A 13,868-nucleotide genomic window follows, 5' to 3' on the forward strand; every position below is an offset into this window, starting at 1 on the left:
CTATCGTCCCATTCGCTACGATATTAGCAAAGTACGTCAGTGAAGTACGTCGTATGATTGAGTATCGTTTGCCACAGCCTATCAAAGCATGCGCGTCGATACCGGGAAAAGACGACGAAGGCAAGGGCGTCGGTGTGTGGAGACACCTGACAACAGCGTAGCGCTGGTCTTATCATCAGTTGCAGCCATCACGACCCTCGCTTAGCTTTATCCTTACACCAGACATCAGCTGTGGAGTGCGGCCATGAGCCTCAACATGGATCGGGCAGCATCGGCGTTCACCTTCAAGGGTGGCATGCTGCCCATGACGGTCATGGAACTGACGAGCGCCGACCCCGAGCAGATTCGCGCCCAACTGGCCGGCAAGGTGAGCCAGTCGCCCGCGTTCTTTCAACATACGCCGGTGGTCCTCAGCGTAGAACGTCTCGATGAGCCGCATCTCGCGCTGGAGCGCATTTGTGCCGTGTGCCGCGCGCATAAATTGCTGCCGGTGGCGGTGCGCGGCGGAACCGACCCCGTGAAGCAGTCCGCCTGGGCGCTGGGGCTGGGGTGGTTTCCGCCGCAGGAGGCGCGCCCACGGGCGGTGGAGGAAGTGCCGCTCGCCGACGCGCCGTCTCCCGAGGTCGAGGCGACGGCGTCGCCCACCGTGGGGCGTATCTATCGTGGCACGGTCCGTTCGGGACAGCAGATCAGCGCGCCCGAGGGCGACCTGGTCGTCGTGGGGGCGGTCAACCCCGGCGCCGAAGTACTCGCCGCCGGCAGCGTGCATGTCTATGGCCCGCTGCGCGGACGGGCGCTCGGCGGCATTCACGGCGATCGTCAGGCGGGTATCTTCTGCCAGGAACTGCACGCCGAGCTGCTGTCGCTGGCCGGCAATTACAAGCGCCTTGAAGACATCGATCCGCGCCTGTTGAGCCAGCCCGTGCAGGTACAGTTGCGCGACGACCAATTGAACATTTCATCGCTCGGCTAGCCGGGATGTCAGGGCGCCATGTCGCGCCAGCGGGGATGGCTAGTACGAACGACTCAATAGCAACAGGAAGCTCATCTTGGCCAAGATCATTGTAGTGACCTCCGGCAAGGGCGGAGTCGGTAAAACCACCAGCGCAGCGGCCATCGCCACGGGACTGGCGCTGCGTGGCAACAAGACCGTCGTGATCGATTTCGACGTGGGGCTTCGCAACCTCGACCTCATCATGGGGTGCGAGCGTCGCGTGGTCTATGACCTGATCAACGTCATCCAGGGCGAGGCGGGCCTCAACCAGGCCTTGATCCGCGACAAGCGGACCGAGAACCTGCATATCCTGCCGGCGTCTCAGACGCGCGACAAGGAGGCCCTGACCGCCGATGGCGTGGAAAAGGTGCTCGAGGCCCTGTCCCAGGAATACGATTTCATCGTCTGCGATTCGCCGGCGGGTATCGAGCACGGTGCGCAGTTGGCGATGTACTTCGCCGACGAGGCCATCGTGGTGACCAATCCCGAGGTGTCGTCGGTACGCGATTCCGACCGCATTCTGGGCTTGCTGGCGTCCAAGACGCGGCGCGCCGAACGCAGCGAGCCGCCGGTGAAGGAGCATTTGCTGATCACCCGCTATGACCCCAATCGCGTGACCTCGGGCGACATGCTGACGCTCGACGACGTGCGCGAGATCCTGGCCATCAATCTGGTGGGCCTGATCCCCGAATCCGAGGCGGTGCTGCGTGCGTCCAACCAGGGCGTGCCCGTGGTGCACGACATGGACAGCGACGCGGGTCAGGCCTATGCGGACACCGTGTCGCGGCTCCTCGGCGAAGACGTGCCGCTGCGCTTTCATGAATTCCAGAAGAAAGGACTGCTCTCCCGTATGTTTGGAGGAGGCCGCCGGTGAAACTGCTCGAATTTCTGAAACGCGAACGCAAGAAGTCGGCATCGGTTGCCAAGGAGCGCCTTCAGATCATCGTGGCGCACCAGCGGGGACAGCGCGATCAGCCCGACTACATGCCGATGCTGGAAAAAGAGCTGCTCGAGGTGATTCGGCGCTACGTGCAGGTGGACCAGGATGCGATCAACATCAGTCTGGACCGCGATAACGATTGCTCGGTGCTCGAGCTCAACGTCACGTTGCCGCGCGATGAGTGAAAGCCCGTCGGCTGAGTCGGGCGGCCGGGTATGCTAGGCTGAGCGCTTTTGGCAGTGGGGGAGACTGCGGCCATGGCGCAGGGCAAGACCGAGCCGACCTTTCTTTGGCATGATTACGAGACCTTCGGTGCCGATCCTCGGCGCGACCGCCCCGCGCAGTTCGCCGCGATCCGCACCGACAGCGACTTCAATCCCGTCGGCGAACCAATGACGTTCTATTGCAAGCCGGCGGACGATTTCCTGCCTCATCCCCAGGCCTGTCTGATCACGGGCATCACGCCCCAGGCGGCTCGCCGTCGTGGCCTGGCCGAGATCGAGTTCGCCGCGCGCATCCACGCCGAGATGAGCGTCCCCGGCACCTGCTCGCTGGGCTACAACACGCTGCGTTTCGACGACGAAGTCAGCCGTCATCTCTTCTACCGCAACTTCATCGATCCGTACTCGCGCGAATGGCAGAACGGCAACTCGCGATGGGACCTGATCGATGTGGTGCGTACCTATCATGCCCTGCGTCCCGACGGCATCGAGTGGCCGACGCGCGACGACGGCGCGCCGAGCTTTCGTCTCGAGGACTTGACCGCCGCCAACGGCATCGAGCATGCCGGTGCCCACGATGCATTGGCCGACGTCCGTGCGACCATCGAGCTGGCGCGTCTGCTCAAGGCCCGCAACGCCCAGTTGTTCGAGTACCTGCTCAAGCTGCGCGACAAGCGCACGGTGGCCAGGATGCTGGACATCCAGGCGCGCAAGCCGATGCTGCACGTGTCGCGGCGTTACCCCGCCAGTCGTGGCTGCAGTGCCCTGGTGGTGCCGCTCGCCGAGCATCCCAGCAATCCCAACGGGGTGATCGTCTATGACCTGTCGGTGGATCCCTCGCCGCTGCTGTCGATGGAGGCGGCGCAGATCCGCGAGCGGGTGTTCGCCAGTGCCGATGAGCTGGCCGAGGGCGAGGCGCGCATTCCTCTCAAGGTGATTCACATCAACAAGAGTCCGGTGATTATGCCGGCGGCCTCGCTCAAGGACGTCGATGGTCCGCAGCGGGGCGAATACGGTGCCCTCGTGGCCCGGCTGGGCCTGGACATGGCAGCCTGCCGCCGCCACTGGAAGCAGCTCCAGGCGGCGCCGGACGTGGCGGCCAAGGCTGCCGAAGTATTCGCCGAGGGCCCCGGAGCACCACCCAGCGACCCGGATCTGATGCTGTATTCGGGGGGCTTTTTCTCGCCCGCGGACCGGCGCGAGATGCAGCGCGCACGCGAGATGCCGGCCTGGGACCTGGCCGAGGCGAGCTTCGCCTTTCAGGATCCGCGTCTGGAGGAAATGCTGTTTCGTCTGCGCGCGCGCAACTATCCCGACACCCTGAGCAGCGAGGAGCAGGCGCAGTGGGAGGCCTATCGCTGGGCGCGCATGAACGACGCCGAGGTGGCCAGCCTGACGTTGACGGGGTTCGCGCGCGAGATCGAACGTCTCAACCAGGTGCCGCTGGACGACGCGCAGCGCCAGGTGCTCGAAGAGCTGGTCATGCACGTCGAGGCGATGATGCCGCCGCAGGCGTTCGGCTGACACGATTTCGTCGCGATGCGACGCTCACGTCATGACGACATGCGCCCGGGCCACATCAGGCCCGGGCGCATGTCGTTTCGAGCCGCGTACGCTCAGTCCCGCGTTGCCGGCAGGGGACGGAAGGTGTCGACGAGGGACGGGATGTCGCTGGCAGTGGTCCGAGCGTCGTAGTTGACCGTGAGCGGCTGCGAGCGACGCAGACGCTGCCAGGCCTGACGCACCGCTTCGGCGTCCAGGGCGTCGACCGTGTCGGCCAGTTTGTCGCGGCGCGCGAAGTCCGGCTCGGCGAAGGCCAGCGTCTGCCAGAGCCGGTCGGTCAGTTCGCCCAGGCTATTGTCACGCTCCCGCAAGCGGCTGCTGACGGCCGCGCGATAGGGCGCGAGGGCACTGTCGTCGAGGGAGGCCATGCGCGCGTCGAAGTCCTCCAGGAAGGCCTCCATGCGCTGGGCGATGCGCTGTTTTCCGGTGTCGGGGGACTGCACCAGCATGGCCAGGCCTGGCGCATCCAGTATCGGGGAGTAGCCGGCCGTGACGATATAGCCCAGTTGCTCCTCGGTGCGCAATCGGGTGTAGAACGGTGCCTCGATCAGCTTGCCGATGACCGCCAGCCGAGCCTGGCTTTCCAGGCTGCGGTCGGGGCCTTGCAGATAGCGCAGTACGGCGGCGTCGTTGCGCGTGCTGCGGGGGTGCAGGGTCGGCGGCGTCTCGGGGATCGCCAGCGGCGCCAGGGGCGGTATGTCCTCGGCATGCAGACGAGGGGCGAGGGCGTTGGCGATCTGCAGTCCCTCGCGACGCGCCAGTTCGTCGCTCAGGTTGCCCACCGCCATGGCCTGCACGTAGAGGTCGCCGAGGAACGTGGCACGGTAGTCGCGCAGATCCTCGACGTCGAGGGACGACAAGGCGTCGAGCATCGCCGATGTCGACCATTGGGGACGCAGCAGCGCTTCGCCGAGCGACCGGTACATCTGCTGGTGAAGAGGCGCCTGGGCGGCGTTGCGCCACTGCTGCGACAGCCGGTACTTGACGCGCGAGAAACTCGCCTCGCTGATGTCGCCTCGTTTCAGGCGTTCGACGACATCGTTCATCAACCTTGACTGACGGTCGCGCCAGCCGGAGAAGGTCAGCGTGATGCCCCGTGCGTGGGCATAGGCATCGAAGGATTGTCCGGCCAGGCGAGCGGGGTAGAAGCGTGCATTGAGGCTGTCGGTGATCCAGCCCGCGAGCAGTCGCGTCAGGGCGGCATTGCGGGCGCTGGCGGAGGTGTCGGGAGACTGCAGGCTGAAGCGCCACTCCACGCGTGGTGTGCCGAAGCGGTCGTTGGCCAGGTGCCAGAGTTCGACGCTGGGTGCGTCGACGATGGCCTGGGGCCGATCGCCGCTCAAGGCGTGCACCTCGAGGTCCTCGGCGATGAAAGGATTGCGTGAAGGGAGCTCGAGGCCGTCCAGGGCGCTGGCCTCCGGCCAGGTCTCGACCCGGGTCAGCGTATAGGGGGCGTCGAAGTAGGGCGAGGTGGTCTCGCCCTCCACGTCCGGCCCGCTGTACACGCGCAACAGGTGCGCGGGCGTCATGTCGGCCAGATAGTCGCGAATGCGGGCGGCGTCGAATCCGTCCATGCGGTAGGGAGCGTACTGCACATCCTCGAGCGGCACGTGGGCCAGGCGCATGGCCAGCTGGCTCGCCTGCTCGATCGGCTCGCCACGTTGCTGGAAGCGAAAGGCCTGCTCATTGAGGCGGGCCTGCTCGTCGTAACGCCAGGCCTGGAGCCCTTGCTCGCGGATGCGCTCGATCTGGTCGAACAGGCTGGCCTGAATGCGCGAGAGATGCTTGGCGCCTTCCGGCGTGAGGCTGATCGAGACGGCGAACAAGGCATGCCGGCCGTCGCCGTTCGTGGTACCCGCCGAGAGGCCATCGGCCCACCCTTCGCGGCGCAGGGCCGCCAGCAGGCTGCCCTCGCCTTCGTGGCCGAGTAGATTGGCCAGGTACTCGGCAGGCTTGGTGCGGTAGTCCTGCTGCGGGTCGGGAATCGGGAACAAAAAGCGAACCTCCCGGTCCCGGGACAGGCTCTTGACCGCCAGGCGGGCAGGAAGCTCGGCGTCGGTGACCAGGGGTGTCTCGATCGCGGTGCGTGTCAGGCCTCGATCGGGAATCTCGGCAAAGCGATCGCGGACCATGGACTCGAGGGTGTCGAGAGACTGGGGGCCGATGACCGTCAAGTGCATGACATTGGCCCCGTAGTGGGATTCGTAGAAGTCGATCAGTTTCTCGCGCAGTGAGCGCTCCCCGCCCTGGAGCGTCTCCAGGCTGCCTACTGCAAACCTCGTCGCCGGGTGTTCGGGGTTGAGGGCGCGATCGGTGGCTTCGTTGATGCGGCGCCCGTCGTCGCGCAGGCGGGCCTGGTATTCGGAGTGCACGGCGTTGCGCTCGCGCTCGACATACTCGGGGTTGAAGCGCGGGGCGACGAAGAAGCGACTGAAACGGTCCAGGGCTTCGGGCAGGGCCGTCGGTTCGATGTCGAAGTAGTAATTGGTATCGCGTGAGGCGGTGAAGGCGTTGTGGTCGCCGCCGTGCGCCGAAATGAAATTCTGATAGGCATCGGCCTCGGGATAACGGTCGGTGCCGAGAAACAGCATGTGCTCGAGAAAGTGTGCCAGGCCGGGCGTGGCGTCGGGATCGTCGCTGCTGCCGACGTCCACGTTCATGGCGGCGGCGGCCTCGTCGGCTTCCGGGTCGCTGACCAGCAGGATCTCGAGGCCGTTATCGAGCGTCAGCGCCCGGTAGTCGCGCGCATCGTTGGGGCTGGCGATGGGATCGACGACCTTGGCCACCGGGTCGCTGGCGTACGCCGTCTGAGAGACGGCGAGGAGAAAAAGGCACATGCCGAGCAGCCAGCGGCCGGCACGGGAACGGGATGAAAGCACGATGATGGCTCCTTGTTCAGTGATGCCAGTAGGTCATCGGACCGGTGGGATGACCGCAGGCCCAATCCTGGTGCGATGGATCGTTGACACGTCTTGATACAGGAAAAGCGCCCAACAGTTCCAAGGGCGCGGGAGTGAGCATGGCACGCGCGTCATCGAGCGGCGTCGCGGGGTCTAGCCAGCGGGGCGCATCCCGGGCGTCGATGACTGCCGGAAAGCGGTCGCTCAAGGGCGTCAGCATGAGGTTGGCGGGGACCGTGACCAGGGCCGCGGAATCCGTGAATTCGGTCAGCGTGGTGTGGTAACGGCACCAGACCCCGGCCAGCAACAGCGGTGCACGATCGACGCGAGTGACCAGGAACGGCTGTTTCATGCGTGGCTGCGGCTTCCATACATAGACCCCGGCGACCGGGATCAGGCAGCGACGTGCCTGGAACGCCTCGCGGAACATGGGGCGTTGTTCGAGCGACTCGGCGCGTGCGCAGTGGGGGGCATGGTCCAGCACCTTGAGCCAGGGCGGTGTCAGCCCCCAGAATGCCGTGGCCCAATGCGCCTCGCCCTGCCCATGTCGAATGATCGACAGGGGACGGCGCGGCGCCAGATTGGGCCCCACGATCGGCGTGACCTCCTGACGCAATGCGTCGAGCGGCGGCGTTGTCCAGGGCTTGATATAGAGACGGCCGGCCATGCGCTCTCCTCGCGGTTGGGCGCGTCAGGGTAAGCCAAGCCGACGGGGGCTTGCCAGCGCTGCTTTTGATATCCGGCAAGCTTGTGACTTGCGTTTGCGTGCGTTCCCGATATGCTGGGGGAAACGCTGTTCGACCATGCGCGGCTCGAACTCTTGCACTCGACGGGAGACGAGATCGCGCCTGCTCATCATGAGGAATCCGATGGCTCGTCCCAGACAGCATGCACCCGAGGTGCTGCATGGCCAGGTCATGGCGGTGTGTGACGCCTGGCTGCGCGATAATCCCGTGCATACGCTGTCGTTGCGCTCCCTGGCGCGCGAAGTGGGATGCGCGCCGAGCACCTTGCTCAAGCTCTACGGCAGCTTCGGCAACCTGCTGCAATACGTCAACGTCGAGACGCTGGGACGTTTGCGGGCGGCCATGGAAGGGCTCGAGGGCACCGACCCCGAGCCGCGTCTCAAGGCGCTGGCCACCGCGTACTGGATGTACGCGCAGCACGAGCCCTACCGCTGGCAGATGCTGTTCGACTATCCGCTGGCTCAGGAAGGCGAACTGGATCAGCGCCAGAACGACATGATCGAAGGGCTGTTCGTGCGTGTCGAGGCGGCCCTGACCGAGTACCAGCCCCGCATGGGCGAGCTCGAGGCCCGACGCATGGCGCGCACCCTGTGGGGCAGCGTGCATGGTCTGGTGCAACTGGGCCTCAGCGAGCGCCTGGGAGTCTGGCAGGGGCAGTCGCTGGAGGTCACGGCGCTGCTCGATCAATTGCTGACCACGACCTTGATGGGGCTCAAGTACGGTCCGAGAGAGCCGTGATCCCGCAACTGCTTACCCAACGGCGTTTCGCTCCCTTCTTCTGGACCCAGGCTCTGGGCGCGTTCAACGACAATGTCTTCAAGAACGTGCTGCTGCTGCTGCTCACCTTCGTGGCCGTGCCGCGTTACGGCTGGGACACGGGGCTGCTCAACAACCTTGCTGCAGGCCTTTTCATTCTGCCCTTCCTGCTGTTTTCCGCGTGGGGCGGCCTGCTGGCCGACCGTCTCGACAAGCAGCGCCTGATTCGTCGCCTCAAGCTGCTCGAGCTCGTCACCATGTGCGTGGCGGCCGCCGCCGTGTGGTACGAGGCCTATCTCCTGCTGCTGGCGCTGCTGTTCATGATGGGCACCCAGTCGGCGCTCTTCGGCCCGGTCAAGTACGCCATCCTGCCGCAGCATCTGTCGGCGACCGAGCTGGTCAAGGGCAATGCCTGGGTCAGTCTGGGCACCTTCCTGTCGATATTGCTGGGAACGCTGCTGGCCGGCCTGCTGGCCGCCCTGGACGGCGCCTGGGCGCGTGGCGCGATCGCCGTCACCCTGGTGTCGCTGGCGTTGCTCGGCTGCCTTGCCAGCCTGTGGGTGCCCAGTGCCCCCTCCAGTCAGGAAGGAGCGATCCAGTGGCGACCCTGGCGCGGAGCGTGCGAGGTCATGCGCGATGCCTGGCGCGAGCCGCGAGTGTTTCGTGCCTTGCTGGGTATCAGCCTGTTCTGGTTCCTGGGGGCCTGTTACCTGACGCAGCTGCCGGCCTGGACGCGGGATGTCGTGCACGGCAACGAGGCCGTCGTCAGCGCCTTGCTGGCGGCATTCGCGCTCGGGGTGGGGGCCGGTGCGCTGCTGTGTGCGCGCCTGTCGGCCGGGCGACTGGAAGTCGGTCTGGTACCGGCGGGGGCCATGATCTTTGGTCTGGCCGGGCTGGACCTGGGGCTGAGCCAGCCGCTGGCGGGCAACGACTCGGGCCTGGCGGCCTTGAGCCTGGTGCCGGCATTCTGGCACCAGATGCTCGATCTCGCGGCGATCGGCCTGGGCGGTGGCCTCTACATCGTCCCGCTGTACACGCTGATCCAGCTGGAAAGCCGCGATGACCATCGTGCTCGCATGATCGCCGCCAACAATATCCTCAATGCCTTGTTCATGGTGCTGGCGGCGGCCTTCGGGGTGGTGATGCTGACCCTGGTCGGTGCGTCGCTCAACGCCTTCATGCTGGCGCTTTCGGCAATCTCGCTGACCCTGGCGGCGGCGATCTTGTGCTGCGTGCCACGCCCCGTGCTGCGCCTGTCGATCTTCGTGCTGATCCGTGTGCTCTACCGGCTGCGCTTTCGCGGGCGCCAGGCCGTCCCCGCCCGGGGCGCGGCGCTCGTGGTGTGCAACCATGTCAGCTTCATGGACGCATTGATCCTGGGTGGAGGTTGTCCGCGTCCGCTGCGGTTCTTGATGGATCGCCCGATCTACGAGTCCCGCTGGCTCAACTGGTTCTTCCGCATCGCCGGTGCGATTCCGGTGGATTCGGAGCGCTGCGACCCGGGCGGCGTGCGCCGGGCCCTGGACGAGGTGAGCCATGCCCTGCGCCAGGGCGAGGTCGTCATGCTGTTTCCGGAAGGGCGGCTGACGCCCGATGGCAAGGTGCATCGGTTCCGGCGCGGCATCGACATCATCCTGGCCCGCGACCCGGTCCCCGTGGTGCCTGCCGGTCTGGCCGGCCTGTGGGGGTCATGGACCTCGAACCGTGGCGGCAAGGCGCTGACCAAGTGGCCGCGCCGTTTCCGGGCCCGCGTGGCGCTGTACTTCGGCGACCCCATTCCCGCGGAGCGGGCGACACGCGACGAGATGACGCGGCATGTCGTGGCGCTCAAGGCTAGGGCGGAGGCCGAGATCGGGGTGGCCTAGCCCAGGGATCGGGTGCGGCGTGCGGACTGCCAGCACCGCGCCGAGGTGATCAGGTTGTCCTTGATCTGCAGGATTTCCATGCGGATCGCGCCCAGCTGCAGGCAGGCGGGCGCGTCGGGGAAGGCCTCCAGGTGCTCGAGGATCAGGCCGTTGAGGGTCTTGGGCCCATCGGTAGGCAACTGCCAGGCGAGCACCTTGTTGATATCGCGAATGTTGGTCGTGCCCTCGATGATGTAGCTGCCGTCGTCCTGCGGGTGGATCTCGCGATGGGTGGCGGCTTCGTCGGTGGTGAATTCGCCGACGATCTCCTCGAGGATGTCTTCCAGCGTCGCCAGCCCTTCCACGTCGCCATATTCGTCGACCACGATGCCGATGCGCCGCTTGTGCTGCTGAAAGTTGAGCAGTTGCGTGTGCAGCGGGGTCGATTCCGGAATGAAGTAGGGCTCCCGGGCCTCCTGCACGATGGCGGCCTTGGTGACCTCGGGCTTGGAGAGGAAACGGGCGGCGTTGCGCAAGTGCAGAATGCCGATGATGTTGTTGATGTCGCCTTTGTACACCGGCACCCGCGTGTGCTGGCTGGAGCGGATCTGGGCGAGAATCGTCTCGAGGTCGTCGTCGAGGTCGATGCCGGCGATTTCCTGACGCGGCACCATGATGTCGTTGACGGTGACGTTCTCCAGGTCGAGGATCGACAGCAGCATCGTCTGGTGGCGACGTGGAATCATGGTGCCGGCTTCGTGCACTACCGTACGCAGTTCGTCGCGGGTCAGGTTGTCGGCGCTGCCATCGATGTCGCGGATGCCCAGCAGGCGCAGCAGGCCGTTGGAAATGGCGTTGACCAGCCACACGAACGGATAGAACAGCTTGAGCAGCGGTTCGAGGGCCACCGACGCGGGGTACGCGATGCGTTCGGGCTTGACGGCGGCGAAGGTCTTGGGCGTGACCTCGGCGAAGATCAGGATCACGATGGTCAACGCCGCCGTGGCGATGGCCGGCCCGGAGACATCGCCGAAGAAGTGAATGGCGATGATCGTGGCAATCGACGCCGCGAGATTGTTGACGAAGTTGTTGCCGATGAGGATGACGCCGATGAGGCGGTCGGGGCGACTGAGCAGTCGCAGCACGCGCTTGGCCGCGCGCTCGCCGCTATTGGCCTGATGCGACAGGCGGTAGCGGTTGATCGACATCATCCCGGTTTCCGAGCTGGAGAAGAAGGCGGATAGGCAAATGAGCACGAGCAGCAGCGTCAGCAGCAGCCCCAAGGGTATGTCATCGCTCAAGGTGGAGAGGTCCTCGCTTGAAAGCCAACGTCGTTTGTAGGGATTCCCCCCGGGGGTGTCAAGGCGACCTCTGGGCTATCACACGTCGTGGAAGACGAGCTGCAGCGCGACCTTGGTGCCGAAGTAGCCGAGCACCAGCAGCAGGCAGCCGCCCAGCGTCCAGCGCACGGCGCGCGCGCCGCGCCAGCCCAGCCAGTGACGCCCGATGAGCAGGCCGGTGAAGACCATCCAGGCGGCCAGCGAGAACACCGTCTTGTGCACGAGATGCTGCGCGAACAGGTTGTCGATGAAGATGAAGCCGCTGACGATCGCCGCGGTGAGCAGCAGCAGGCCGGCGCCGATCAGCTCGAACAGCAGGCGTTCCATGCTGGTCAGGGCAGGCAGCACCTGGACGATGCCGCGCGTATGCCGGCGCTTGAGTGCGTGATTCTGCAGCGCGACCAGCATGGCTTGCACGGCGGCGATGCTGAGCAATGCCGAGGCCACGCTCGACGTCAGGATATGAAAGACGATGCCGGGCGAGACGTTGGCCTCGACCATGTGGCTGGGGAACAGCATCAGCGCGATCAGGGTCAGCGCCGCCAGTGGAAAGAGACCGGCTCCGACGCTCAATAACGGCTTGAGCAGGCTGACGGCGATCAACAGCGCCGCGATCAGCCAGCTGAACAGCGACGCGCTCTCGAACAGCCCCAGATGCAGCCCGTGACCGAGAAAGACGCTGTGGGCCACGACCACGGCGTGCGCGCTGACCGCAAGCAGGCCCAGCGAGCGCACGAGCGCCGCTCGGGGCGCCACGCGCCTGGCGAGCGCCAGTGCTTGCCAGCTTCCTGCGGCGAGATAACAGACAATGGCGAGAATCGCAAAAGGCAGCGCCTGCATCGGTGGCCAATCCCTGCGCCGGTCGGCGTCGAAGATAAATTGAAGTACCCCATTGTGGCCGTGCCACGTGGGCTCGGGAGCGTTACTATAGCGAATCCCCGCGCCATAGCGAATCCCCTGCGTCATCCGGGCATTGCCACGGGTGCATGGAGACCATCGCTACGAACGCGTATAATCGCCGTTTCATGCCTAGGCAATTCCTGCCGGAGAGCGCCATGTTTGAAAGTTTGACCGAGCGCCTGTCGGGCACGCTCAAGTCGATCACCGGTCAGGCCAAGCTGACCGAGGACAACATCAAGGATACCCTGCGCGAGGTGCGTCGTGCACTGCTGGAGGCCGATGTGGCCCTGCCGGTGGTCAAGGCGTTCGTCGAGCGGGTGCGCGAGCGTGCCGTGGGACAGGAAGTTTCCCGCAGCCTGTCGCCGGGCCAGCAGTTCGTCAAGATCGTCCAGCAGGAGCTGGAAGCGATCATGGGCGAAGCCAACGAAGCGTTGTCGCTCAAGAGTTCGCCCTCGGTCATTCTGATGGCCGGCTTGCAGGGCGCGGGCAAGACGACCTCGGTTGCCAAGCTGGCGCGCTTCCTGCGCGAGCGGGAAAAGAAAAAAGTGCTGGTGGTCTCCGCCGACGTCTATCGTCCCGCGGCCATCGATCAGCTCGAGACGCTGGCCAACGAGGTGGAGGTCGACTTCTTCCCGTCGACCAGCGCGCAGCGGCCGGTGGAGATTGCCCAGGCGGCGATCAAGCACGCCAAAATCCAGTTTCATGACGTCGTGATCGTGGACACCGCCGGCCGGTTGTCCGTCGATCAGGCCATGATGGAAGAGATTCAGGCGCTGCATGGCGCGACCACGCCGGACGAGACGCTGTTCGTGGTCGATGCGATGACCGGCCAGGATGCGGCGAACACCGCCCAGGCCTTCCACGAAGCGCTGCCGCTGACCGGGGTGATTCTCACCAAGGCGGACGGCGATGCGCGTGGCGGGGCGGCGCTCTCCGTGCGCCACGTCACCGGCAAGCCGATCAAGTTCATGGGCATGGGCGAGAAGGTCGACGCCCTGGAGCCCTTCCATCCGGATCGCGTGGCGTCGCGGATTCTCGGCATGGGCGACATGCTGTCGCTGATCGAGGAGGCCGAGCGCAGCGTCGACGAGGACAAGGCGGCGAAGCTGGCCAAGAAGGTCAAGAAGGGCGACGGCTTCGACCTCGAGGACTTCCGTGACCAGCTGCAGCAGCTCAAGAAGATGGGCGGCATGGGCGGCTTGATGGGCAAGTTGCCGGGCATGGGGCAGATGGCCGAGGCCGCGCAAAGCCCCGGTGCCGAGAAGGAACTGGGCAAGCTCGAGTCGCTGATCAACTCGATGACGCCGAAGGAGCGCCGCAAGCCGGAGATCATCAATGGCTCGCGCAAGCGCCGCATCGCGGCGGGGGCGGGGCTGCAGGTGCCCGATCTCAATCGTCTGCTCAAGCAGCACAAGCAGATGCAGAAGATGATGAAGAAGGTCGGCAAGAAAGGCGGCATGCAGAAAATGATGCGCGGGATGGCCGGCATGGGCGGTGGCCCCGGCGGGCCCGGCATGGGTGGCCCGGGAATGGGCGGCCCCGGCATGGGCGGTGGTCCCGGCGGCTTTCCGCGCCGCTGAGTGCGGCGTCTGCTTGTCAAGGAAAAAGGTTTCCAATACGTGCCTTTTTCCGTAGAATGCTGCGTCTTCGCAGGTGGGTATGCC

11 protein-coding genes are annotated in these 13,868 nt (G+C 65.5%); 7 read left to right on the top strand and 4 right to left on the bottom strand.

Going from position 1 to position 13,868, the window contains the following annotated elements:
* Positions 1-244: 244 nt before the first annotated feature.
* The 4 genes from minC to sbcB all read left to right on the top strand — a co-directional run bounded on the left by minC (position 245) and on the right by sbcB (position 3,679).
* On the top strand, positions 245-973 hold the full coding sequence (gene minC, locus ABGX75_RS05275) for a septum site-determining protein MinC (protein WP_035413160.1): 729 nt from the start codon (positions 245-247) through the stop codon (positions 971-973).
* 76 nt (positions 974-1,049) lie between these two features.
* Positions 1,050-1,868 (top strand): septum site-determining protein MinD, encoded by an 819-nt coding sequence (gene minD / locus ABGX75_RS05280; RefSeq protein ID WP_011508316.1) that lies wholly within the window; start codon positions 1,050-1,052, stop codon positions 1,866-1,868.
* On the top strand, positions 1,865-2,119 hold the full coding sequence (minE, locus tag ABGX75_RS05285) for a cell division topological specificity factor MinE (RefSeq protein WP_011508315.1): 255 nt from the start codon (positions 1,865-1,867) through the stop codon (positions 2,117-2,119). The genes minD and minE overlap by 4 nt, the downstream gene beginning before the upstream one ends.
* Before the next feature lie 72 nt (positions 2,120-2,191).
* Complete coding sequence (sbcB, locus tag ABGX75_RS05290; protein WP_035413162.1) at positions 2,192-3,679, top strand: exodeoxyribonuclease I; 1,488 nt, start codon at positions 2,192-2,194, stop codon at positions 3,677-3,679.
* Between the two features lie 92 nt (positions 3,680-3,771).
* Here the strand turns inward: sbcB and ABGX75_RS05295 are convergent, their stop codons facing one another.
* Positions 3,772-6,597: an insulinase family protein gene (locus tag ABGX75_RS05295; protein WP_035413166.1), complete on the bottom strand. Its 2,826-nt coding sequence runs from the start codon at positions 6,595-6,597 to the stop codon at positions 3,772-3,774.
* 16 nt (positions 6,598-6,613) lie between these two features.
* Positions 6,614-7,285: an SOS response-associated peptidase gene (locus ABGX75_RS05300; RefSeq protein ID WP_011508312.1), complete on the bottom strand. Its 672-nt coding sequence runs from the start codon at positions 7,283-7,285 to the stop codon at positions 6,614-6,616.
* Positions 7,286-7,487: 202 nt separating this feature from the next.
* Between ABGX75_RS05300 and ABGX75_RS05305 the strand changes: the two genes are divergently transcribed.
* Both ABGX75_RS05305 and ABGX75_RS05310 read left to right on the top strand, forming a co-directional pair.
* Positions 7,488-8,102: a TetR-like C-terminal domain-containing protein gene (locus ABGX75_RS05305; RefSeq protein ID WP_035413170.1), complete on the top strand. Its 615-nt coding sequence runs from the start codon at positions 7,488-7,490 to the stop codon at positions 8,100-8,102.
* Positions 8,099-9,985 (top strand): MFS transporter, encoded by a 1,887-nt coding sequence (locus ABGX75_RS05310; protein WP_035413172.1) that lies wholly within the window; start codon positions 8,099-8,101, stop codon positions 9,983-9,985. The genes ABGX75_RS05305 and ABGX75_RS05310 overlap by 4 nt, the downstream gene beginning before the upstream one ends.
* On the opposite strand, the gene ABGX75_RS05315 is transcribed toward ABGX75_RS05310, so the two are convergent.
* Positions 9,982-11,265 carry an HlyC/CorC family transporter gene (locus ABGX75_RS05315; RefSeq protein WP_035413175.1) on the bottom strand — a complete coding sequence of 428 codons (1,284 nt, stop codon included), beginning with the start codon at positions 11,263-11,265 and terminating at the stop codon, positions 9,982-9,984. The genes ABGX75_RS05310 and ABGX75_RS05315 overlap by 4 nt on opposite strands.
* Before the next feature lie 78 nt (positions 11,266-11,343).
* Complete coding sequence (gene ccsA, locus ABGX75_RS05320; protein WP_011508308.1) at positions 11,344-12,144, bottom strand: cytochrome c biogenesis protein CcsA; 801 nt, start codon at positions 12,142-12,144, stop codon at positions 11,344-11,346.
* 215 nt (positions 12,145-12,359) lie between these two features.
* Here ccsA and ffh point away from each other — a divergent pair, with 215 nt between their 5' ends.
* The gene (ffh, locus tag ABGX75_RS05325; protein WP_035413181.1) at positions 12,360-13,784 is read left to right on the top strand and encodes a signal recognition particle protein; all 1,425 of its coding nucleotides are present in this window, start codon (positions 12,360-12,362) and stop codon (positions 13,782-13,784) included.
* Positions 13,785-13,868: the final 84 nt, after the last annotated feature.

Source organism: Chromohalobacter sp., from assembly GCF_039830575.1.
Classification (GTDB): domain Bacteria; phylum Pseudomonadota; class Gammaproteobacteria; order Pseudomonadales; family Halomonadaceae; genus Chromohalobacter; species Chromohalobacter israelensis.